This is a genomic window from Maritimibacter alexandrii (assembly GCF_005871115.1).
Lineage (GTDB): Bacteria > Pseudomonadota > Alphaproteobacteria > Rhodobacterales > Rhodobacteraceae > Maritimibacter > Maritimibacter alkaliphilus.
Window position 1 is genome coordinate 145,327 of record NZ_SWKQ01000014.1, and the last position, 20,959, is coordinate 166,285.

Sequence of the window (20,959 nt, forward strand, 5' to 3'; positions counted from 1 at the left end):
ATGACCGCGATCGCCTCCCCCCTCAACCAGCCGGGCAAGGGCATCCTGCTTTATATGAGCGGGATCTTCTGCATGGCGACGATGGATCTTCTGGCCAAGATCCTGTCGCAGGAGGTGCATGTCACCCAGACGATCTGGGCGCGCTACGCCGGGCAGACCATCATCGTCACGATCTGGCTCCTGCCCACGCTGAAGACGGTCGCGCGCACCAAATACCCCGGCCTGCAATTCGTGCGCTCCATGTCGCTTCTGATGGGCACCAGCCTGTTCTTCCTGTCGCTCACCTACCTCGGTCTGGCGGAAGCGACGGCGATCATGGACATCAATCCGATCTTCATCACGCTGGGCGCGGCGCTGTTTCTGGGGGAACGCTTCGGGCCGCGCCGGGCCTTCGGCGTGGTCGCGGCACTTGTCGGCGCGCTGGTCATCATCCGACCGGGGACCGAGGTGTTTTCACCGGCAGCCTTTCTGCCCCTGATCGCCGCCACCGGCTATGCCACCTTCATCCTGCTGACACGCAAGGTCGGCCATGACGAAGACCCGCGCACCTCGCTGCTCTATGCCGCCCTGCTCGGCGCCATCGTGACCAGCGTCATCGTGCCGTTTTTCTGGACCGTCCCCGGCCCCAAAGAGATCGCGCTGATGCTGGCCATCGGCGCGCTTGGCGCGTTGGGACAGCTTTTCCTGATACAAGCCGTGCGCTTCGCCGAAGCCTCGGCCATCGCGCCGTTTTCCTACGTCGGCCTTCTGATCGCGGCGATCTGGGGGGCGCTGGTGTTCGGCGAATACCCGGACCTCGCCACATGGATCGGTGGGGCGATCATCGTCGCCTCGGGCCTTTACATCTGGCATCGGGAACGGGCGGCGCCCTGAACGCCTAGTCAGACACTGACGATCAACGAGAAATCCGCCTCGGGACCGTCGGGTTTGCGGTTGAACAGCCGATCGAGCGATTCCTGCGAGGATGACCGCCGGGTGAGGTTGTTGCGGGGGTCGTATTCGGTTTCGACCCGATGGGTCATCCGCTTGGCCGCAGGACGTTCGCCGATCTGCGCACGCCAGCGCGAAAGGTTCGGAAAATCCTCGGGCGCAAACTCATGCCGCTCGAGGTAAAGTGTCCACGGCCAGATCGCGATATCGGCGATGGAATAGCCGTCGCCCGCGATCCAGTCGCGGCTCGCGAGCCGGTCGTCGAGGTGCCGATAGACGGTTTCCGACTGGTTGCGATAGCGTGCCGCGGAATAGGGCTCCGAGCCATGCTTAACGACGAGGTGGTAGTGGTTGTATTGCCCCAGCATCGGCCCCACCAGCGCGGTTTGCACCATGAGCCAGCGCATCACGTCGCGCCGGGCCGCGCCCGCCGCCGGCAGAAAGGCCGGGCCGTAGGTTTCGGCCAGATAGATCAGGATCGCGTTGGATTCGAACAGCGGCTCATCGGCGCCCGGATCGGTCAGGACCGGCACCTTGCCAATCGGGTTCATCGCGAGGAAGTCGGGCTCGAACTGCTCTCCGCTGAAGACCGCCACGTGTTTCATGGCGTAGTCGAGCCCGAGTTCCTCGAGCAAGAGCCCCACCTTGCGCACATTCGGGCTGCCGGTGCCAAAGAGAATACGCTCGGTCGGGTCCGTCATGTCGTCGTCCTTTTCTGAATACCACGTCGCGCGCCGCCGACGCGGCGGTGGGCCGTGGCAAAATCCGACGATATTTTCCCGGACGCCAGCAATACGGCCCATTGCTTCAGGCAATGAGGGCGTGCGGTTGACGAGTCAGTTGATCCGATAGGCGGCCAGCACGCGGCCCGGCCCCGGTTCTTGCAGGATCAGCGCCATCGGCCCATCCCCCGCCATCGCGGTATCGAGTTCAAGCGTTTCGCGGCCGTCCCAGATCGCGACGCGCTCCCAATCCGTCACGATGTTCGTGTAGGCGATCGTTTCACCGGCGTTTTCACCATGCTTGATGTCGACGGTTTCCGACGGGTTGAAGCGCACGATATCGACGTTGATCTTGGTGGGCAGCGTCGTGCCGTCCTTGACGAGACATTTGATCCGCATCTTGCCGTCGACGATCTCGGCCCGGACCTCGACATCCGCAAGCGTCGCCTCATGGGCCTTCATGTAATCGGCGACACGCATCGGTTTGTAGCCGACCACGTGATCGGTGCCGCCCACGACCATCTGCGGCGTATAGATCGTCGAGGCGCCCGCGACATGGGCATAGGCCTTTTGTCGTGCCGTATGTTCGGGCCGAGCGAACTTGTCCTTCCACCCGATGTAATCCCAGTAATCCACGTGAAGCGCGAGCGGCAGAACATCGTCGCGCACCGCAAGCTCGGCCAGAAGGGCGTCGGCGGGCGGACAGGAATTGCACCCTTGCGAGGTGAAAAGTTCGATCAGAACAAGCGGTTTCTCGTCTGCATATCCAGCGCCACCCGTAAGCGCCGCGGCTGCAACGAGCCCTGCCCCGATCCAAGATTTCATCACGCGCTCTCCGTCTGTCCGTGCAAAGCGTGATAGACCACCCCCCTCTCACCCGCCAATCAAGGTTTTGAGAGTGTCCTGCAACGTGGCAGATGTGCCATGTCCGTAGGCAGGCACCCCTCGCGTCCCGACGTGTGTGCAATGGTATACAAAAACTGCTCTCAAACCCTTGCAGGAATCCCTCTACAGTCTCACATGGAGAGTAAACGTTAACCGGATGTCCCCGTTCGAGGGGCACCGCGTGGTCCAGCGAGAGGAGCCAGACATGCCCATCGAAGTCGGCAAAGACACATCCAAAACGCGCAAGACACTGTCGGCGGGCGGATCGACCGTCGCCTATTATTCTATTCCCGCTGCCGAAGAGGCCGGGCTTGGCACGTTTTCCAAGCTCCCCGCCTCGCTCAAGGTGGTTCTGGAAAACATGCTCCGCTTCGAAGACGGCGGGCGCACGGTGTCGACCGACGACATCAAGGCCTTCTCGGAGTGGGCCGACAAGGGCGGGCAGAACCCCCGCGAGATCGCATACCGTCCGGCCCGCGTGCTGATGCAGGATTTCACCGGCGTCCCGGCGGTCGTCGATCTCGCCGCCATGCGCGACGGGATCAAGGCGCTTGGGGGGGATGCGGAAAAGATCAACCCGCTGGTGCCCGTCGACCTCGTCATCGACCACTCGGTGATGATCGACGAATTCGGCAACCCGCGCGCCTTCCAGATGAACGTGGACCGTGAATACGAGCGGAACATGGAGCGGTATCAGTTCCTCAAATGGGGTCAGACCGCGTTCGAGAATTTCCGCGTGGTCCCGCCGGGCACCGGCATCTGCCATCAGGTGAACCTCGAATACCTCGCCCAGACGGTCTGGACCGACAAGGATCAGAACGGCGAAGAGGTCGCCTACCCGGATACGCTTGTCGGCACCGACAGCCACACCACCATGATCAACGGCGTCGCCGTGCTCGGCTGGGGTGTCGGCGGGATCGAGGCCGAGGCGGCCATGCTGGGCCAGCCGATCTCGATGCTCATCCCCGAAGTCGTGGGCTTCAAACTCACCGGCGCGATGGTCGAGGGCACGACCGGGACCGACCTCGTGCTCAAGGTCGTGGAAATGCTGCGCAAGCACGGCGTCGTGGGCAAGTTCGTCGAATTCTACGGCGACGGGCTCGACAACCTGCCGCTGGCACAACGCGCGACCATCGCCAACATGGCCCCCGAATACGGCGCGACCTGCGGCTTCTTCCCCATCGACGGCGAAACCCTGCGCTATCTGGAACAGACCGGGCGCGACAAGGACCGGATCGAACTGGTCGAGGCCTATGCCAAGGAAAACGGCCTGTGGCGCGATGCGGATTACGATCCGGTCTATACCTCGACCCTGCATCTGGACATGGGCGACATCGTTCCGGCGATCTCCGGCCCGAAACGCCCGCAGGATTACGTGGCGCTGGATCAGGCCGCCGGTGCCTTCGACAACGTCGTTGCGGACTACAGGGGCGTGGATATGTCCGACGACGCGCAGGACATGGCCGCCGAAGGCCCCATCGCGACCAAGCCCGCCGTCTATGCCAAGTCGGGCAAGGTCGAGGGCGAGAACTATGAACTCAAGGACGGCAGCGTCGTGATCGCCTCGATCACCTCCTGCACCAACACGTCTAACCCCTATGTGATGATCGGCGCGGGCCTCGTGGCGCGCAAGGCCAACGAACTGGGCCTGAACCGCAAACCCTGGGTCAAGACCTCGCTCGCCCCCGGGTCGCAGGTCGTGACCGAGTATCTCGAAGCCGCCGGGCTTCAGGACGACCTCGACGCCATCGGCTTCGACCTCGTGGGTTACGGCTGCACCACCTGCATCGGCAACTCCGGCCCGCTCCAGCCCGAGATTTCCAAGTCGATCGCGGACAACGACCTGATCGCCGTCTCGGTGCTGTCGGGCAACCGCAACTTCGAGGGCCGGATCAGCCCGGACGTGCGGGCCAACTACCTCGCCTCGCCGCCGCTCGTGGTGGCCTATGCGCTGGCCGGCGACATGAACATCGACATGGCCAACGACCCCATCGCGCAGACGCCGGACGGCAAGGACGTCTACCTCAAGGATCTGTGGCCCAGCGACGCCGAGATCGCCGAACTGGTCGAAAAGGTCGTCACCCGCGAGGCGTTTCAGGAGAAATACGCCGACGTCTTCAAGGGCGACGAGAAATGGCAGGCGGTCGAGGTGTCGGGCGGCGAAACCTATGACTGGCCGCCGCAGTCCACCTACATCCAGAACCCGCCCTATTTCCAAGGCATGTCCAAAGACCCCGGCACCATCGCCGACATCAAGGACGCCCGCGTTCTGGCGCTTCTGGGCGACATGATTACGACCGACCACATCTCGCCCGCCGGGTCGTTCAAGGCTGACTCGCCCGCCGGCAAGTATCTGACCGAACGGCAGGTCGCGCCGCGTGACTTCAACAGCTACGGCTCGCGCCGGGGCAACCACGAGGTCATGATGCGCGGCACCTTCGCCAACATCCGCATCAAGAACGAGATGCTGGATGGCGTCGAAGGCGGCTATACCAAGGGCCCGGACGGCGAACAGACGTCGATCTACGACGCGTCGATGGCCTATCAGGAGGACGGCACGCCCCTCGTCGTCGTCGGTGGTATCGAATACGGCGCAGGCTCGTCGCGCGACTGGGCGGCCAAGGGCACGAACCTGTTGGGCGTGAAGGCGGTGATCGCGGAAAGCTTCGAGCGCATCCACCGCTCGAACCTCGTCGGTATGGGCGTCGTTCCGTTCGAGTTCACCGGGGGCGACACGCGCAAGACGCTGAACCTGACCGGGGAAGAGACCTTCACCATCACCGGGTTGTCGAAGGATCTGAAGCCGCTTGCGGTGCTGCCCTGCACGATCACCTACCCGGACGGCACAACCAAGGACATCGAGCTGAAATGCCGGATCGATACCGAGGTCGAGATCGATTACGTGGCCAACGGCGGCGTGCTGCACTACGTGCTGCGCAACCTCGCCAAGAGCTGACAACCGCTTGAATCGACTGGAAAGCCCCGGGTTCGCGCCCGGGGCTTTTTCGCGTCGGGGGCTATTCGCCCAGCATCCAGTCCCCGTCCGGGTAAAAGGCGTGGAAGGCGAAGGCGAACATCAGGTCGTGGGGCAGATCGTCGCCCGCCGCATCGCGCACCCGGATCGCTCCGACCGGCGCTGCCTCGCCCATCACCGCGGCGCCGAGCGCCGAGGCCTGCTCATGCTCCCACGTCAGGGTCACCCCGGCTTCGGTGATCGTACCCGCCTCGGCCAGCCGTGCCATCGGCCAGGCCCGCTCTCCGACCCGCACCACGCGGGCGAGCGCCGGGATGTCATGCGGCGGCATCTCGCCCGTGAAGAACGGATAGGGTCGCGCCCGGTCGTCGTAGCCCGCATATGGGTTCTGGCCATAGGGGCGGCGGTGGTCCGGTTCGGCCATGACCAGCCCGTCCGGGTTGCGCGCGGCGAAGACCGACCAAGCCTCCATCCATGACGGCAGGGGCGCCAACTCGTCGCCCGCATAGTCGCCGACGATCCCCTGACCCAGCGCCTGCTGCCACCAGCTTTCGGTTTCGCGGTCATACATGATCATGTCGCTGTTTCTGAGCTTGCCCGACACGCCGAAGGTCAGCACGCGGCCATCATGCCGCCGGTCGAAGGTCAGCGCCGAATTGCACAGCGGGCAAAAGGTCACCGCGACCGGCACGTCGCCCACGGTATCGTTCACGATCTCATGCCAGATGAGGTAGCGGATCGGATAGGCGCGCGGGGTTTCCCCGTCGAGCTCCAGCGCGATGATCGGCTCCCGCTCCGGCAAGGATGCGTCGGCCACGCCGATCATGTCGGGGTCGCTCAGGGCCGGGATACCGTCGCGCGGCGGCCCGCCCGACAGCACTTCGGACCAGCTTTCGATGGTGCGGTTCGAGAAGTCGGTGAGCGGAAATTCGTTTTTCCAGAACTTCGGGTCGGCAAGCGCCAGACCGGGAAGGACGATCAGGAACAGGATCAGGCGTGTCATGGGGTCAGCATGGCATCGCCGGGGGCACCTGTCACGCGGCGGCGTAGGTCTCGTCGCTCATCGGAACGAGGTCGATGTCCTCAGCGCCGATCCCCGCATCGCCGTCGAGCTCCGCCACCGCCGCACCGTCCAGCGCGATGGTCGTCTGGTCGAAGTCCGGGTCGTAAGCCACTGAAACCACAGGCTCCACCGGCTCTCCCGTTTCGGGGTCGAAGCTCGGCAGGTATTCGATACGGACCATTTCGGCCTCCGCATCGAAGTCGTCCCAATGCGGCACGTCGGCCTCGGGATCGGTCAGGTCGTAGACCGCGATCGGTGCGGTCATCCTTGCCTCCTCGGCCGCTTCGTAAAGCGAATCCTCCGCCGTCGCGGTCACGTCGCCGAATATGTTGTCGTCTTCGAACCCCGTGTCGTCCGCCTGCGCGAGATCGGGCGCGGCGGCCTCCTCCGAGGCTTCGGCCTGGACCAACTCGGTGTCCCCGGAGTCATCGTCTCGCCCGGAGACGAGGTTTTCGTGTTCTTCGTCGAGGAAGAAGGCGAGTGTCGATTGGTATTCGTTCTGGATCGGGTTGACCTGTTCCGCCTCGGCCTTGTGTGCGTCGGCCTCTTGCGGCGTCGCCCCGTCCTCGGATTTGCCTCCGAAAAGGCCGCTGAAATCCACAAGCCCCGACACGCCCACCACGACGGCGGCGCCCAACCCGTAGAAAATCACATCACTCAACTGCATCGATCCGTCCTTTGTGGCGGTTTCCGACACAATTCACGCGGATCGGGGGGTTTTTATGATCTTTTGAGGGTATTTCGAGGCAATTTCACCAAAACGCACGAAAACGCTTTGTTTACCGGGTATGGATTACCATAGTGCCTGTCGACCTGGGGAGGCACACATGATTTCGACGCTCAAACGATACCGGACTCCGGCCTTGGAATGGCTATTGTTCCTCGGCTTCATTCTGATGCTGGCCGGGGCGTGACGGCCCGCGCAGGGGCGGGCCACCACGATTATTTTACGACATCCACGTTGGTCATGACGTCCGGCTGACCGATGACGGCGCCGTTCGGCCCTTCGCCGCGCTTGATGTCCATGACCACGTCCATGCCTTCGATCACCCGCCCGACGACGGTGTATTCGCCGTCGAGGAACGGGGCTTCGTCGAACATGATGAAGAACTGGCTGTTGCCGCTGTCCGGGTTCGACGACCGCGCCATGCCGACGACACCGCGCACGAACGGCTCGTTCGAGAATTCGGCGGGCAGATCGGGGTAATCCGATCCGCCGATGCCCGCGCGGCTCATGTCACCGCCTTCGAGGCCAAAGGCCACGTCGCCGGTCTGCGCCATGAATCCGTCGATCACGCGGTGAAAGACGACGCCGTCATAGGCCCCCTCGTCGGCCAGACGGGTGATCCGCTCGGCGTGCTGCGGGGCGAGGTTGTCGAACAGTTCGATCAGCACCTTCCCGTTCGCTTCGCCCGCGACGGTGATCTCGATCTGCGGACCGCCAGCCTGACCGGGCGCATCGTTCACGACCGCCGGGTCAGACCCCGGCACGGTCGCGAAGTAGTACCAGACGACCAGCCCGACCCCCGCAAGAAACAGGAGCCAGGCGACCAACGTGGCCTTACGCATCGGCGGCGACCTTGACGGAAATCATCTTGTCCGGGTTCGCAGGCGGCTCGCCCCGCGTGATCGCATCGACATGCTCCATGCCTTCGATGACCTGACCGTAGACCGTGTATTGCCCGTTCAGGAAATCGTTGTCCTTGAAGTTGATGAAGAACTGGCTGTTCGCGCTGTTCGGGTTCTGGGTGCGGGCCGCACCGATGGAGCCACGCGCGTGCGGGATCTTCGAGAATTCGGCCGGCAGGTCCGGCAGGTCCGAACCGCCCGTGCCCGCGCGGCGGACGTTGCCGCCATCGGCCTGACCGTGCTCGACATCGCCGGTCTGCGCCATGAAGCCCTCGATCACGCGGTGGAACACGACGCCGTCGTATTTCCCGGCCCGCGCCAGCTCTTTCATCCGCTCGACATGCTTGGGGGCCACGTCGGGCAGCAGTTCGATCACGACGGTCCCATCCTTCAGTTCCATGAGGATGGTGTTCTCGGGGTCCTTGATATCGGCCATCTGGCGCTCCTTTGACTGTTTGGCGGGGAAACTAGGCGCCGCCCCCCGCCCCCGCAAGAGCGGAAATCCCGGGCGGGCCAGCGGCAAATCGCCATTGAATTCCCGAACACGAGCGTGTTTGTGGAGTTGAGGCACGAAGGAGAGACCGATGAGCTGGAAGACACTCGACGACATGGACCTTGACGGCAAGACCGTGCTGGTCCGCGTGGACATCAACGTGCCGCTCGACGATCAGGGCAACGTCACCGACGCGACCCGGATCGAACGTATCGTGCCGACCGTGAAGGACATTCTCGACAAGGGCGGCAAGCCCGTGCTCATGGCCCATTTCGGGCGGCCCAAGGGCAAGGTGGTGCCCGAGATGTCGCTGAAACCGCTGGTGCCCGCGCTCTCCGCCGCCTTCGACGCCCCGGTGAAATTCGCGGACAACTGCATCGGCGGACCCGCCAAGATCGCCGTGTCGAAGCTGGAGCCGGGCGAAGTGCTGCTGCTCGAAAACACGCGCTTCCACCCGGAAGAGACCGACAACGAAGCCTCGTTCGCCGCCGCACTGGCCGCGCTTGGCGAGGTCTATGTCAACGACGCCTTCTCGGCCTCGCACCGCGCCCATGCCTCGACCGAAGGCGTGGCCCGGATCATGACGAACTGCGCCGGACGGCTGATGGAAGCCGAGCTCAAGGCGCTCGAAGCCGCACTATCGAACCCGGTGCGCCCGGTGGTCGCGGTGGTCGGCGGCGCCAAGGTGTCAACCAAGCTGGAACTGCTCGGCAACCTCGTGGAAAAGGTCGACAACCTCGTGATCGGGGGCGGCATGGCGAATACCTTCCTCGCCGCTCAAGGCATCGACGTGGGCAAATCGCTGTGCGAGCACGACATGGCCGACACGGCGCGCGAGATCATGGAAAAGGCCGACGAGGCGGGGTGCAAGATCATCCTGCCGACGGATGTGGTCGTGGCCCGCGAATTCAAAGCGGGGGCCGAGAACGAAACCGTCGCGGCCGACGCATGCCCGTCCGACGCCATGATCCTCGATGCCGGTCCCGACACGGTCGACACCATCGCAAAGGCGTTCGAGAACGCCTCGACCCTGATCTGGAACGGCCCGCTCGGCGCGTTCGAGATCGAGCCGTTCGACGCCGCTACCAACGCCGCCGCGCAGAAAGCGGGCGCGTTGTCGAAAGAGGGTCGCCTGACCTCGGTCGCGGGCGGTGGCGATACGGTGGCCGCGCTGAACAAGGCGGGCGTGGCCGATGATTTCACCTACATCTCCACCGCTGGCGGGGCATTCCTCGAATGGATGGAGGGCAAGACCCTGCCCGGCGTCGCCGCGCTCGAGGGCTGAACGGTGGGCTGGGCGCTCATCACCGGCGCGTCCTCGGGCCTTGGCCTCGAGTTCGCCAAGCTCGCCGCCGCCGATGGCTGGAACCTCGTGATTTCGGCCCGTCGCGAAGACGAGTTGCGCGCGCTCGCCGACACCCTTCCGACCGAAGTGGTGGTGGTGACGGCCGATCTGGCCGAACCCGGCGCCGCCGACAGGCTCTGGCAGGCTGCGAACGACGGGCGTTCCATCGACCTCTTGGTGAACAACGCGGGCTTCGGCGTGCATGGGCGTTTCGCCACCTGCGGCGACGATCGCGAACGCGGATCGGTGACCGTGAACATGGTCGCCGTCACCGAGCTGATGCAGAACGCCCTCAAACAGTTCCGCGCGACGGGCACGAAAGGCAAGGTTCTGAACGTCGCCTCGCTCGCCGGCTACATGCCCTCGCCCAACATGGCGATCTATCACGCGACGAAATCCTACGTCCTGACCCTGTCCGAAGCGGCGCACTACGAATGCAAACGCGACGGCATCACCGTCACCGCGCTCTGCCCCGGCCCGTCCAAGACCAACTTCTTCGGCGCGGCGGGCATCGACAGCGCGTGGCTCACCAGTTTCCTGCCGATGCTCGCCCCCGATGTGATCGCCCGCGCCGGCTGGCGTGCCCTCGAGGCCGGGAAGCGGGTCGAGGTGCCCGGCTTCGTCACCAAGCTCGTCGTGCTGTCGGCCAAGATCACGCCCCGCGGTCTACTGGCCCGCATGAACGGTTTTTTCTGGTCCGGTCGCGGCTGACCCGCGCAATCGCGATGCGTTAGCGCGACCAGAATTGCGCAGCGCCGCGCGACACCTTACCAAGTGGCGGACACGCGACCACGGAGGGAATTGAGATGTCGGATTCGAAACAACGCGAGCAGATGACAAGCGGCAAGGGCTTCATCGCCGCGCTCGACCAATCCGGCGGTTCGACCCCCAAGGCACTGCGCCTCTACGGCGTCGATGAAAGCGCCTATTCGTCCGAGGACGAGATGTTCGACCTGATCCACGGGATGCGCGCCCGGATCGCGCAGGCCCCGGCTTTCACCCGCGAAAAGGTGATCGGCGCGATCCTGTTCGAGATGACGATGGACCGCGAGATCGGCGGCAAGCCCTCGGCCCGGTTCCTGTGGGAAGAGCGCGGCGTGGTCCCGTTCCTCAAGGTGGACAAGGGACTCGAGGCCGAGGCGAACGGCGTGCAGCTCATGAAACCTATGCCGGACCTCGACGCGCTGCTCGACCGTGCGGTCGCCGCCGGGATTTTCGGCACCAAGATGCGCTCGGTCGTCTCGGCAGCCAACCGCGAAGGGATCGCGGCGATCGTCGATCAGCAGTTCGAGGTGGGCAAACAGATCCTCGCCAAGGGTCTGGTCCCGATCCTCGAACCCGAGGTGACTATCTCGATCGACGACAAGGCCGAGGCTGAGGACATCCTGCTCGAAGAGATCACCAAGCACCTGGACGCGCTGGACGAGGGGCAGGAGATCATGCTGAAGCTCTCGCTTCCGACCAAGGCGAACCAGTATGCCAGCCTCATCGCCCACCCCCGCGTGATCCGCGTCGTGGCGCTGTCGGGCGGCTATGCGCGCGACGAGGCGAACGCGCTCCTCGCCAAGAACGAGGGCATGATCGCCAGCTTTTCGCGCGCCTTGACCGAGGGGCTTTCGGCCCAGCAATCCGACGACGAATTCAACGCGACCATCGCCGAGGCCATCGACGGCATCTATCGGGCCTCGATCACCTGATCGCCGCCCCCTCCTCTGAAACGGGCCGTCCGACCGGGCGGCCCGTTCTCGTTTGGCGGTGGCCCGCTTCATGTTACCCTTCCATCACAACACCTGGACATTTTGGGAGGAAACCATGTTCACAAGATCCATTGCCGCAGCCATCGCCCTTGGATTGGCCATCGCCAGCCCCGCCGCCGCCCAGATGATGGCGCCCGAGGGGGCCGGGGTCTATTTCGTCAACCTGTCGGACGGCGACACCGTGTCGTCCCCGGTCAAGGTCGTCTTCGGCCTGTCCGGCATGGGCGTGGCCCCGGCGGGCACCGAAAAGGAAAACACCGGCCACCACCACATCCTGATCGACCGCCCACCGCTGGGGGAAGGCCAAGAGGGCGAATTGACCTATGGCCTGCCCGCCGACGACAACCACAAGCACTTCGGCGGCGGCCAGACCGAAACCATGCTGGAACTCGCCCCGGGCGAACACACGCTGCAACTCGTGCTGGGCGACATGAACCACGTGCCGTTCGATCCGCCGGTCGCCTCGGACGTCATCACGATCACCGTGGAATAAGACCTGGCGCGCGGGTCTGTCCGGTCAGATCCGCGCGATCAAGGCGGCCGTGTCCAGACCGCTGACCGCGCCCGGCACCATGCCGCGCGCGCCGTCCACCTTGGTCGCGATCCAGCCGTCGGAAACCGCCGCGTTTCCGGCCCGCAGAAGGACCGAGGCGGCCAGCAGCACCGCAAGCCGTTCGGCAAACCACCGCGCCTCGCCCTCCTCCGGCACCGCAGGCCAGCGGTCGAAATGCGCCGCGAGCGCCGCGTCATAGCGACGGTCTGCGCCTTTCGCGGCCTCCAGCTCGGCCCGCAACGCCGCACCCGCCATCGGCTCGCGCGCCAGCGTGCGGAGAATGTCGAGGCAGATCACGTTCCCCGACCCTTCCCAGATCGAGTTGAGCGGCGCTTCGCGATACAGCATCGGCATCGGCGTCTCTTCGACGTATCCCATTCCGCCAAGGCACTCCATCGCCTCGAGGATCACCGGACCGCACCGCTTGTTCGACAGGAACTTGGCCAGCGCGACCGAGATCCGTGCGAAGGCCCGATCCTCGGGCGCGTCGCCGTCAAAGGCCCGTGCCGCCCGCATCCCGAGCGCCAGCGCCCCTTCCCATTCCAGCGCCAGATCGGCCAGAACCGACCGCATCAGCGGCTGGTCGATCAGCCGCTTCTGAAACGCGGACCGGCCCTCGACCCAGTGTTTCGCCTCGACCAGCGCCGCCCGCATCAGCCCGGCGGGCGCCATGGCGGTGTCGAGCCGAGTGTGATGCACCATCTCGATGATCGTCGCGACCCCGCGCCCGTCCTCGCCCAGCTTGTGCGCCAGCGCGCCGTGATACTCGATCTCGGACGAGGCATTGGCCCGGTTGCCCAGCTTGTCCTTCAACCGCTGGATCTGGATCGGGTTGCGCCCCTCGTCGGTCCAGCGCGGAACGAGGAAACAGGTGAGCCCGGCCTCGGTATAGGCCAGCGTCAGGAACCCGTCCGACATCGGCGCCGAACAGAACCACTTGTGCCCGGTAAGCCGCCACATCCCACCCGCCGGTTCCGCCCGCGTCGTATTCGCCCGCACGTCCGAGCCGCCCTGCTTCTCGGTCATGGCCATGCCCATCGTGGCCGCGCGTTTCCGACCCACAGGGGCGATGGACGGGTCGTAATCGGCCCCGGTCAGCTTCGGCGCCCAGACCGCCTCCAGCGCCGGATCGGCGGCAAGCGCGGGCACGGCGGCATAGGTCATGGTCAACGGGCAGCAGATCCCCGGCTCGACCTGACTGAGCATATAGACCATCGCGGCATGGGTCGCGTGCCCACCGGGCGCCCCGTCCCAAGCAAGGGCGGCATATCCGGCGGCCATGCCCACCTGCATGACCTCGTGATACCCCGGATGAAAACGCACCTCGTCCAACCGTCGCCCCGCCCGGTCGAAGAGCTTCAACTCCGGCGGGTTCGCCCGCGCCGCCTCGCCCGCCGCACGCAGGGCTTCGGTACCGAAAGATGCCCCGGCCTCGGCCGCCGCATCTTCGCGCCCCCCTGCCGCCAGCACGTGATCGCGCAGCGTGGCATCCGACGCCCAAAGGTCGCGCGCCGCCGGTGCGCCCGGCTGGTTCTCGACCTCATGGGTGGCAAGCGTGCTTCGTGGCTCCACCGTCATCGCAAGTCCTCCTCGCCCCCAGCCTAGCGCCCAGCCCCCGCGCAGGAAAAGCCATCCCGTCGCGGCATCCGCCGAAAATCGCCCAACCGAATCATTGGGGATTCACAGAGCGAATCACCTGTGTCATAAAGAGTTACAGCGCCCGGCAGAGGCGCATGAGGCAGACGTTCATACCGAGGGGTTTCCCTTGCGCGGTCCACGCAGACAATCCGGCTTTGGCGGCGTGCTCTATCTTCTGGGGCTGATTTCCGCTGGCACCTATTTCACCTTCGCCTCCGTGCAGGGGGATTACGGGCTGTTTCGTCGCGTGCGTATCGACGCCGAGGCACAGACACTCGCGAAAGAGCGCGACCGCCTCGCCGCCGAAATCGCGACGCTCGAAAACAAGACCCGCCGCATCTCGGACGATTTCCTCGATCTCGACCTGCTCGACCAGCAGGCCCGCGACGTTCTGGGCCTCGTGCGCGCGGACGAGGTCGTGCTGCGCTAACACCTTCTTCGTTTCAGGAAACCTCGGGGTGGACGTGTTTGCCTGCAAACGCGTCCGAAGGGGCAGCGCCCCTTTCCGCTTGGCCGCGCCCTGCGCGGACAAGCTTGACATGCGCGGCGCAAGCCGCACGATTTGACAACCTTCACGACGCCTCCATACTCGTGCGCATCGACGATGTGACGCACCGTCAAATCGATACTCGCAATCTTCGCCAGAATGGTTTATGAGATAGTTTAACACTAAACTATCTTTAGGACCGCGGAGGATAACGCCCATGGCGACCGCCAAAAGCGCCAAGAAATCAAACACATCCAAGGAAGAATTGCTCGAGCATTACCGCGAGATGCTGCTCATCCGCCGATTCGAAGAAAAGGCAGGCCAGCTTTACGGCATGGGTCTGATCGGGGGCTTCTGCCACCTCTACATCGGGCAGGAAGCCGTGGTCGTCGGGCTCGAAGCCGCCGCGGAAGAGGGCGACAAGCGCGTCACATCCTACCGCGATCACGGTCACATGCTGGCCTGCGGGATGGACCCCAAGGGCGTCATGGCCGAGCTGACGGGCCGCGAAGGCGGGTATTCCAAGGGCAAGGGCGGGTCGATGCACATGTTCTCGACCGAAAAGCATTTCTACGGCGGCCACGGCATCGTCGGCGCGCAGGTGCCGATCGGCGCGGGCCTCGCCTTCGCCGACAAATACCTCGGCAACGACCGCGTGACCTTCACCTATTTCGGCGATGGCGCCGCCAACCAGGGTCAGGTCGCCGAGACCTATAACATGGCCGAACTCTGGGACCTCCCGGTGATCTTCGTCATCGAGAACAACCAGTACGCCATGGGCACTTCGATGAAGCGCGCGACCAAGTCGCCGTCGCTGTGGGAACGCGGCGCGGCCTACGGGATCGAAGGCGAAGAGGTCGACGGGATGGACGTGCTCGCGGTCAAGGCCGCCGGGGAAAAGGCCATCGCGCACTGCCGCGCGGGCAAGGGCCCCTACATCCTCGAGATGAAGACCTACCGCTACCGCGGCCACTCCATGTCGGACCCGGCGAAATACCGGACCCGCGAAGAGGTTCAGAAAATGCGCGACGAGAAGGACCCGATCGAACACGTCCGCGACCTGCTGATCCAGGGCAAGCACGCCTCGGAAGACGACCTCAAGGCGGTCGACAAAGAGATCAAACAGATCGTCAACGACGCGGCCGACTTCGCCCGCGAAAGCCCGGAACCGGCGCTCGACGAGCTCTGGACCGATATTTACGCATAAGACCGAGGGACGGAGACTAAAGACATGGCAACCGAAATTCTCATGCCGGCCCTCAGCCCCACGATGGAAGAGGGCACGCTGGGGAAATGGCTCGTCAAGGAAGGCGACGAAGTCAAATCCGGCGACATTCTGGCCGAGATCGAAACCGACAAGGCGACGATGGAATTCGAAGCGGTGGACGAAGGCACCGTGGGCAAGATCCTGATCGAAGCCGGGACTGAAGGCGTGAAGGTGAACACCCCCATCGCCGTGCTGGTGGAAGACGGCGAAAGCGCCGACGACATCGACACCGGATCGAACAAGACCGCCGCCGAGGCGGATGCGCCGTCCCCCTCCGGCGACGCGCTCGACGACACCGACACCGCCAAACCGATGTCGACCCAGCCCGGCGCATCCGTGCCCGAGCCTGAGCCGGTCGAAGACCCCGAAGTGCCAGAAGGCACCACCTTCAAGACCCAGACGGTCCGCGAAGCCCTGCGCGACGCGATGGCCGAGGAAATGCGCGCCGACGAGGCCGTATTCGTCATGGGCGAGGAAGTGGCCGAGTATCAGGGCGCCTACAAGGTGACCCAAGGCCTTCTGGACGAATTCGGCGAGCGCCGCGTGATCGACACCCCGATCACCGAGCATGGCTTCGCCGGTCTCGCCACCGGGGCCGCGATGGGCACCTTGCGCCCGATCGTCGAATTCATGACCTTCAACTTCGCGATGCAGGCCATCGACCACATCCTCAACACCGCCGCCAAGACGCGCTATATGTCCGGCGGCCAGATGAGCGTGCCGGTCGTGTTCCGTGGCCCCAACGGCGCCGCCGCCCGCGTCGCCGCCCAGCACAGTCAGGACTATGCGGCATGGTATGCCCAGATCCCCGGCCTGCACGTGGCGATGCCCTACTCCGCCGCCGACGCCAAGGGTCTGCTCAAGACGGCGATCCGGGGTGACACGCCGGTCGTCTTCCTCGAGAACGAACTGCTCTACGGCCAGTCGTTCGAGGTGCCGGAGCTGGATGACTACGCCATCCCCTTCGGCAAGGCGCGCATCTGGCAGAAGGGCGACGACGTGACCATCGTATCCTTCGGGATCGGCATGAAATACGCGCTCGAAGCCGCCGAGGTTCTGGCGGGCGAAGGCATTTCCGCCGAGGTCATCGACCTGCGCACCCTGCGCCCGATGGACACCAAGACCGTCATCGAAAGCGTCAAGAAAACGAACCGCTGCGTGACCGTCGAAGAGGGCTGGCCCACACCGTCGATCGGCAGCTACCTGTCCGCGACGATCATGAAGGAAGCCTTTGACTACCTCGACGCCCCGGTTCTCAACATGACCGGCAAGGACGTGCCCATGCCCTATGCCGCCAACCTCGAAAAACTGGCGCTGGTCACCACCGACGAGGTGGTCGAGGCGGTCAAGTCGGTCTGCTACAAGTAAGGAGAGAGCGCGATGCCTACGGAAATCCTGATGCCCGCCCTCTCGCCCACGATGGAAGAGGGCACGCTGGCCAAATGGCTGGTGAAAGAGGGCGACACCGTTTCGTCCGGTGACCTGCTGGCCGAGATCGAAACCGACAAGGCGACGATGGAGTTCGAAGCCGTCGACGAAGGCGTGATCGGCAAGATCCTCGTCGAAGCGGGCAGCGAGGGCGTGAAGGTCAACACGCCCATCGCCGTTTTGCTGGAAGAGGGCGAAAGCGCCGACGACATCGGTGAGGCCTCATCCGGGGCCCCGGCACCGTCTTCGGACAAGGCCGACGCGGCGCCGAAGGCGACCGAGGAGGCCGCACCTACCCCGAAATCCACCGGACCGATCCCCGCACCCAAAGACGACAAGGGCGGGCGCATCTTCGCCTCGCCGCTCGCCCGCCGGATCGCCAAGGACAAGGGGCTCGACCTGTCGCAGATCAAGGGCTCCGGCCCCAAGGGCCGGATCGTCAAGGCCGACGTGCTGGACGCCAAGCCCTCGGCCGCCCCGGCCAAGGACGACGCGAAACCCGCTGCGGCACCGGCTGGTGGCGGCGGCGGAGCGATGCCTGCGGGACCGTCCACCGATGCCGTGCTTAAGATGTACGAAGGGCGCGAGTTCGAAGAGGTCAAGTTGGACGGGATGCGCAAGACCATCGCCGCGCGACTCACCGAAGCCAAGCAGACCATTCCGCACTTCTACCTGCGCCGCGACATCAAGCTGGACGCGCTGATGAAGTTCCGTTCGCAGCTCAACAAACAGCTCGAAGCGCGCGGCGTGAAGCTGTCGGTCAACGACTTCATCATCAAGGCCTCGGCGCTGGCGCTTCAGGCCGTGCCGGATGCCAATGCCGTCTGGGCCGGTGACCGGGTGCTGAAGCTGAAGCCGTCCGACGTGGCCGTGGCCGTCGCCATCGAGGGTGGGTTGTTCACGCCTGTGCTCAAAGACGCGGACATGAAGTCGCTCTCGGCCCTCTCCGCCGAGATGAAAGACCTCGCCGCCCGCGCCCGCGACCGCAAGCTTGCGCCGCATGAATATCAGGGCGGCAGCTTCGCGATCTCGAACCTCGGGATGTTCGGCATCGACAACTTCGACGCGGTCATCAACCCGCCGCATGGCGGGATCCTCGCGGTCGGGTCCGGGGTGAAGAAGCCCATCGTGAACGCCGAGGGCGAGATCGAGGTGGCCACGATCATGTCGGTGACCCTCAGCGTAGATCACCGGGTGATCGACGGGGCGCTGGGTGCCCAGTTTCTTGAGCAGATCGTCCAGAACCTCGAGAACCCGATGATGATGCTGGCCTGATCGGGCCATCTTGCCGGAATTGGGGCCGCGCGGGCGACTGCGCGGCCTTTTTCATTGAGCGGGGCCGCCCGCAACGGCAGGATCGCAGGCAGGAGGAACCTGTCATGTGGTCACTTGTCGGAGTATTCTTCGCAGCCGCCTTCGCCGTGAACGCGATCCCGCATTTCGTGGCGGGCGTTCAGGGGCGCGCGTTCCCTTCGCCCTTTGCGTCGCCGCCCGGCGTGGGCATGTCCGCCCCGCCCGTGAATGTCCTGTGGGGGGCGGCGAATGCGCTGGCCGCATGGGCGCTCTTCTGTCCCGTGGCGGGCTTCGACCCGGCGCGCACCGGACATCTGATCGCGGGCGCCGCCGGTGGCCTTGTCATGGCGCTCTTCCTCTCGCGCCATTTCGGTCGGGTGATGAAACAGGCCGGGCGGGACTGACCCAAAAAGAAAGGAGCGCGGGACTGCCATCCCAGCGCTCCATTTTCCTTGATCGGTGCTGCCCGGTTCAGGCCGCGATGGCAACCGCGTAAAGAGCCGCGAAACCGAGTACTGTGGCGATCCACAAACGAAGCATGGTGTTGTCCCCTGTCCTTTTCGTTGTGGCCACACTTTTAGACAAAATGATCCGCGTGTCATTGACACAGATCACGGGTGCGCGAGGTTTCGCCTATGAGACTCGACGACTCGTCTGTCGGCGCGTCTCGCGCGGCGCGGCGTTGCGGCTGGTTATCGGAAAATCACGAAGACTCAATCGCTTGCCGGACCCTACGCAGGCGGAGGGGCAAGGCCGGTGTGCCGGTCGAACGCAACCAGTCGCGCCTTCACCTGCTCCGCCCACTCACGACCCATGGTCCGCTGTCGGGGCACAGCGATCGCCGTTCTCGGTGATGTTCCTCTGCCTGCCCCGAACAGCCCCTCGGATATAGAAAGACCCGCGCATCGGCCTGCGCGGGTCTTTCCATTTAAGTCAGGTTTCGTCCGATCAGATGATGATCGCCAGCGCACCGCTGGCTGCGATCCAACCGATGGTGATGAGGGCAAAGGGCTTCATGACTTGGTCTCCCAGGGTTTCGAATGCCCGATCCTGCCGGGCTGTCCCTGAAGAAACGGTAAACGCAGCGCGAAAGTTCCCGTCCGATCCGACTATATGTTGTAAAAATGAAAGCGGCCTCCACAAAGGAGGCCGCATCCGGTCAACTTTAAGGTCGCGGTCACTCTGCGCCGCGGGTGCCCAGAAGCTGGTTCATCGAAACCGACGGGTGGTCGCAACCCGCCGTGCCCACCACCTTGGCCGGCACGCCCGCCACGGTGGTCGCGGGCGGCACGTCGGCCAGCACGACCGAACCGGCCGCGATGCGCGAGCAGCAGCCGACCTTGATGTTGCCCAAAACCTTGGCCCCGGCCCCGATCAGAACCTCGTCCGCAATCTTGGGATGCCGGTCCTCTTCCTCTTTCCCGGTGCCGCCCAGCGTGACCGAGTGCAGCATCGACACGTTGTCGCCCACCACCGCCGTCTCGCCGATGACGATGGAATGGGCGTGGTCGATCATGATCCCCTTGCCCATCCGGGCCGCCGGGTGAATGTCGATCCCGTAGACCTCGGAACAGCGCATTTGCAGGAAATAGGCCAGATCGGTGCGCCCCTTGGCCCAAAGCCAATGGGCCAGACGATGCGCCTGCATCCCCTGAAAGCCCTTGTAGTAAAGGATCGGCTGCAACATCCGCAGCGTCGCCGGGTCGCGTTCCAGCACCGCGTTCAGGTCGGCGCGCGCCGCCTCGACCAGCGTCGGGTCGTCGTCATAGGCCTCGTTCGCGACTTCGCGCAGGACCATCATCGACATTTCGTTGGAACACAGCTTGGCCGCGATGCGGTAACTCAACGCCCGTTCCAGCGTCTTGTGGTGCAGGATACAGGCATGAACCAGCCCGCCCATGAGCGGCTCTTTCGCCACGGCCTCATGCGCTTCCGAGGTGATCCGGTCCCAGACTGGGTCGATCGCCCGGGGTTTCGTTCGCGTTTCGGCCATGCGGGCCTCCATCATGTTGCTGGCTCGTCTTACCCCAGATAGGCTCGCAATTCCAAACGCAAAGAGGTGATGCAAAGGTTCACCGAGATGGATGAGACCACCCTCGCCCGTTACCGCGACGCCCTGATCGCAGCGCTCGACGCGCTGGACGCCGAGGATCGGCTTGGCACGGACGGGCAAAAGACCGTGACGCTGGACCAGCAGTCCGTGGGCCGCCTCAGCCGGATGGACGCGCTTCAGGGTCAGGCGATGGCGCGGGCGACCGCCGCCCGCCGCGAGGCCCAGCGCAGTCGGATCGCCGCCGCATTCGCACGGATGGAGGACGGCGAATATGGATACTGCACCGAATGTGGAGAGGAGATCGCGAAGGGCCGGCTCGATTTCGACCCTGCCGTGCCGACCTGTATTTCCTGCGCAACAGGCGGCTGAACACGACACGCCCCTTGGCCGGAACGCCGCGTGACGCTTGACCTTCCGGTCAGAAAAAAGGCACCTAGCGCCA

General features: G+C 64.6%; 20 protein-coding genes. 12 read left to right on the forward strand and 8 right to left on the reverse strand.

Annotation, left to right across the window (positions count from 1 at the left end; all coding sequences use genetic code 11):
* Positions 1-873 carry a DMT family transporter gene (locus FCT00_RS17360; protein WP_008329320.1) on the forward strand — a complete coding sequence of 291 codons (873 nt, stop codon included), beginning with the start codon at positions 1-3 and terminating at the stop codon, positions 871-873.
* Positions 874-881: 8 nt separating this feature from the next.
* Here FCT00_RS17360 and FCT00_RS17365 read toward each other — a convergent pair whose 3' ends face one another.
* Positions 882-1,631 carry a glutathione S-transferase family protein gene (locus tag FCT00_RS17365; protein WP_171043031.1) on the reverse strand — a complete coding sequence of 250 codons (750 nt, stop codon included), beginning with the start codon at positions 1,629-1,631 and terminating at the stop codon, positions 882-884.
* Between the two features lie 135 nt (positions 1,632-1,766).
* Complete coding sequence (locus FCT00_RS17370) at positions 1,767-2,477, reverse strand: DUF1223 domain-containing protein (protein WP_138424028.1); 711 nt, start codon at positions 2,475-2,477, stop codon at positions 1,767-1,769.
* 265 nt (positions 2,478-2,742) lie between these two features.
* Here FCT00_RS17370 and acnA point away from each other — a divergent pair, with 265 nt between their 5' ends.
* Entirely contained in the window at positions 2,743-5,493 is a 2,751-nt protein-coding gene (acnA, locus tag FCT00_RS17375; protein WP_138424029.1) for an aconitate hydratase AcnA, read from the forward strand.
* Positions 5,494-5,554: 61 nt separating this feature from the next.
* Here acnA and FCT00_RS17380 read toward each other — a convergent pair whose 3' ends face one another.
* The 4 genes from FCT00_RS17380 to FCT00_RS17395 form a co-directional block, all read right to left on the reverse strand.
* Positions 5,555-6,514, reverse strand: a complete 960-nt coding sequence (locus tag FCT00_RS17380) for a DUF3179 domain-containing protein (protein WP_138424030.1) — start codon at positions 6,512-6,514, stop codon at positions 5,555-5,557.
* Positions 6,515-6,545: 31 nt separating this feature from the next.
* A complete protein-coding gene (locus tag FCT00_RS17385) occupies positions 6,546-7,241 on the reverse strand; it encodes a hypothetical protein (protein WP_138424031.1) in 696 nt (231 codons plus the stop codon).
* Positions 7,242-7,516: 275 nt separating this feature from the next.
* Positions 7,517-8,143 (reverse strand): peptidylprolyl isomerase, encoded by a 627-nt coding sequence (locus tag FCT00_RS17390; protein WP_008329327.1) that lies wholly within the window; start codon positions 8,141-8,143, stop codon positions 7,517-7,519.
* Complete coding sequence (locus FCT00_RS17395; protein ID WP_008329333.1) at positions 8,136-8,639, reverse strand: peptidylprolyl isomerase; 504 nt, start codon at positions 8,637-8,639, stop codon at positions 8,136-8,138. The genes FCT00_RS17390 and FCT00_RS17395 overlap by 8 nt, the downstream gene beginning before the upstream one ends.
* Positions 8,640-8,787: 148 nt before the next feature.
* On the opposite strand from FCT00_RS17395, the gene FCT00_RS17400 reads away from it, so the two are divergent.
* The 4 genes from FCT00_RS17400 to FCT00_RS17415 all read left to right on the forward strand — a co-directional run bounded on the left by FCT00_RS17400 (position 8,788) and on the right by FCT00_RS17415 (position 12,291).
* Complete coding sequence (locus tag FCT00_RS17400) at positions 8,788-9,981, forward strand: phosphoglycerate kinase (protein ID WP_138424032.1); 1,194 nt, start codon at positions 8,788-8,790, stop codon at positions 9,979-9,981.
* Between the two features lie 3 nt (positions 9,982-9,984).
* Positions 9,985-10,752, forward strand: a complete 768-nt coding sequence (locus tag FCT00_RS17405; protein ID WP_138424033.1) for an SDR family NAD(P)-dependent oxidoreductase — start codon at positions 9,985-9,987, stop codon at positions 10,750-10,752.
* 95 nt (positions 10,753-10,847) lie between these two features.
* Positions 10,848-11,738, forward strand: a complete 891-nt coding sequence (locus tag FCT00_RS17410) for a fructose bisphosphate aldolase (RefSeq protein WP_138424034.1) — start codon at positions 10,848-10,850, stop codon at positions 11,736-11,738.
* A gap of 115 nt (positions 11,739-11,853) precedes the next feature.
* Positions 11,854-12,291 carry a DUF4399 domain-containing protein gene (locus tag FCT00_RS17415; protein WP_138424035.1) on the forward strand — a complete coding sequence of 146 codons (438 nt, stop codon included), beginning with the start codon at positions 11,854-11,856 and terminating at the stop codon, positions 12,289-12,291.
* A 24-nt stretch (positions 12,292-12,315) separates the two neighbouring features.
* Here the strand turns inward: FCT00_RS17415 and FCT00_RS17420 are convergent, their stop codons facing one another.
* Positions 12,316-13,929, reverse strand: a complete 1,614-nt coding sequence (locus tag FCT00_RS17420) for an acyl-CoA dehydrogenase family protein (RefSeq protein WP_138424036.1) — start codon at positions 13,927-13,929, stop codon at positions 12,316-12,318.
* 223 nt (positions 13,930-14,152) lie between these two features.
* Between FCT00_RS17420 and FCT00_RS17425 the strand changes: the two genes are divergently transcribed.
* From FCT00_RS17425 to FCT00_RS17445, 5 genes are all read left to right on the forward strand, one after another.
* Complete coding sequence (locus FCT00_RS17425) at positions 14,153-14,419, forward strand: FtsB family cell division protein (protein ID WP_138424037.1); 267 nt, start codon at positions 14,153-14,155, stop codon at positions 14,417-14,419.
* A 274-nt stretch (positions 14,420-14,693) separates the two neighbouring features.
* Positions 14,694-15,683, forward strand: a complete 990-nt coding sequence (gene pdhA, locus FCT00_RS17430; protein ID WP_008329342.1) for a pyruvate dehydrogenase (acetyl-transferring) E1 component subunit alpha — start codon at positions 14,694-14,696, stop codon at positions 15,681-15,683.
* 24 nt (positions 15,684-15,707) lie between these two features.
* Positions 15,708-17,111: a pyruvate dehydrogenase complex E1 component subunit beta gene (locus FCT00_RS17435; RefSeq protein ID WP_138424038.1), complete on the forward strand. Its 1,404-nt coding sequence runs from the start codon at positions 15,708-15,710 to the stop codon at positions 17,109-17,111.
* Between the two features lie 12 nt (positions 17,112-17,123).
* Positions 17,124-18,446 carry a pyruvate dehydrogenase complex dihydrolipoamide acetyltransferase gene (locus FCT00_RS17440; protein WP_138424039.1) on the forward strand — a complete coding sequence of 441 codons (1,323 nt, stop codon included), beginning with the start codon at positions 17,124-17,126 and terminating at the stop codon, positions 18,444-18,446.
* Positions 18,447-18,550: 104 nt separating this feature from the next.
* Positions 18,551-18,868: a hypothetical protein gene (locus FCT00_RS17445; protein WP_008329351.1), complete on the forward strand. Its 318-nt coding sequence runs from the start codon at positions 18,551-18,553 to the stop codon at positions 18,866-18,868.
* A 773-nt stretch (positions 18,869-19,641) separates the two neighbouring features.
* Here FCT00_RS17445 and cysE read toward each other — a convergent pair.
* The gene (gene cysE / locus FCT00_RS17450) at positions 19,642-20,457 is read right to left on the reverse strand and encodes a serine O-acetyltransferase (protein WP_040885469.1); all 816 of its coding nucleotides are present in this window, start codon (positions 20,455-20,457) and stop codon (positions 19,642-19,644) included.
* A 69-nt stretch (positions 20,458-20,526) separates the two neighbouring features.
* Here cysE and FCT00_RS17455 point away from each other — a divergent pair, with 69 nt between their 5' ends.
* Positions 20,527-20,886: a TraR/DksA family transcriptional regulator gene (locus FCT00_RS17455; protein ID WP_138424040.1), complete on the forward strand. Its 360-nt coding sequence runs from the start codon at positions 20,527-20,529 to the stop codon at positions 20,884-20,886.
* Positions 20,887-20,959: the final 73 nt, after the last annotated feature.

Excerpts from the sequence above, each read along its gene's own strand:
- FCT00_RS17360 (WP_008329320.1), top strand. The coding sequence starts at position 1 with ATGACCGCGATCGCCTCCCCCCTCAACCAGCCGGGCAAGGGCATCCTG.
- FCT00_RS17365 (WP_171043031.1), bottom strand. The coding sequence starts at position 1,631 with ATGACGGACCCGACCGAGCGTATTCTCTTTGGCACCGGCAGCCCGAAT.
- FCT00_RS17370 (WP_138424028.1), bottom strand. The coding sequence starts at position 2,477 with ATGAAATCTTGGATCGGGGCAGGGCTCGTTGCAGCCGCGGCGCTTACG.
- acnA (WP_138424029.1), top strand. The coding sequence starts at position 2,743 with ATGCCCATCGAAGTCGGCAAAGACACATCCAAAACGCGCAAGACACTG.
- FCT00_RS17380 (WP_138424030.1), bottom strand. The coding sequence starts at position 6,514 with ATGACACGCCTGATCCTGTTCCTGATCGTCCTTCCCGGTCTGGCGCTT.
- FCT00_RS17385 (WP_138424031.1), bottom strand. The coding sequence starts at position 7,241 with ATGCAGTTGAGTGATGTGATTTTCTACGGGTTGGGCGCCGCCGTCGTG.
- FCT00_RS17390 (WP_008329327.1), bottom strand. The coding sequence starts at position 8,143 with ATGCGTAAGGCCACGTTGGTCGCCTGGCTCCTGTTTCTTGCGGGGGTC.
- FCT00_RS17395 (WP_008329333.1), bottom strand. The coding sequence starts at position 8,639 with ATGGCCGATATCAAGGACCCCGAGAACACCATCCTCATGGAACTGAAG.
- FCT00_RS17400 (WP_138424032.1), top strand. The coding sequence starts at position 8,788 with ATGAGCTGGAAGACACTCGACGACATGGACCTTGACGGCAAGACCGTG.
- FCT00_RS17410 (WP_138424034.1), top strand. The coding sequence starts at position 10,848 with ATGTCGGATTCGAAACAACGCGAGCAGATGACAAGCGGCAAGGGCTTC.
- FCT00_RS17415 (WP_138424035.1), top strand. The coding sequence starts at position 11,854 with ATGTTCACAAGATCCATTGCCGCAGCCATCGCCCTTGGATTGGCCATC.
- FCT00_RS17420 (WP_138424036.1), bottom strand. The coding sequence starts at position 13,929 with ATGACGGTGGAGCCACGAAGCACGCTTGCCACCCATGAGGTCGAGAAC.
- pdhA (WP_008329342.1), top strand. The coding sequence starts at position 14,694 with ATGGCGACCGCCAAAAGCGCCAAGAAATCAAACACATCCAAGGAAGAA.
- FCT00_RS17435 (WP_138424038.1), top strand. The coding sequence starts at position 15,708 with ATGGCAACCGAAATTCTCATGCCGGCCCTCAGCCCCACGATGGAAGAG.
- FCT00_RS17440 (WP_138424039.1), top strand. The coding sequence starts at position 17,124 with ATGCCTACGGAAATCCTGATGCCCGCCCTCTCGCCCACGATGGAAGAG.
- FCT00_RS17445 (WP_008329351.1), top strand. The coding sequence starts at position 18,551 with ATGTGGTCACTTGTCGGAGTATTCTTCGCAGCCGCCTTCGCCGTGAAC.
- cysE (WP_040885469.1), bottom strand. The coding sequence starts at position 20,457 with ATGGCCGAAACGCGAACGAAACCCCGGGCGATCGACCCAGTCTGGGAC.
- FCT00_RS17455 (WP_138424040.1), top strand. The coding sequence starts at position 20,527 with ATGCAAAGGTTCACCGAGATGGATGAGACCACCCTCGCCCGTTACCGC.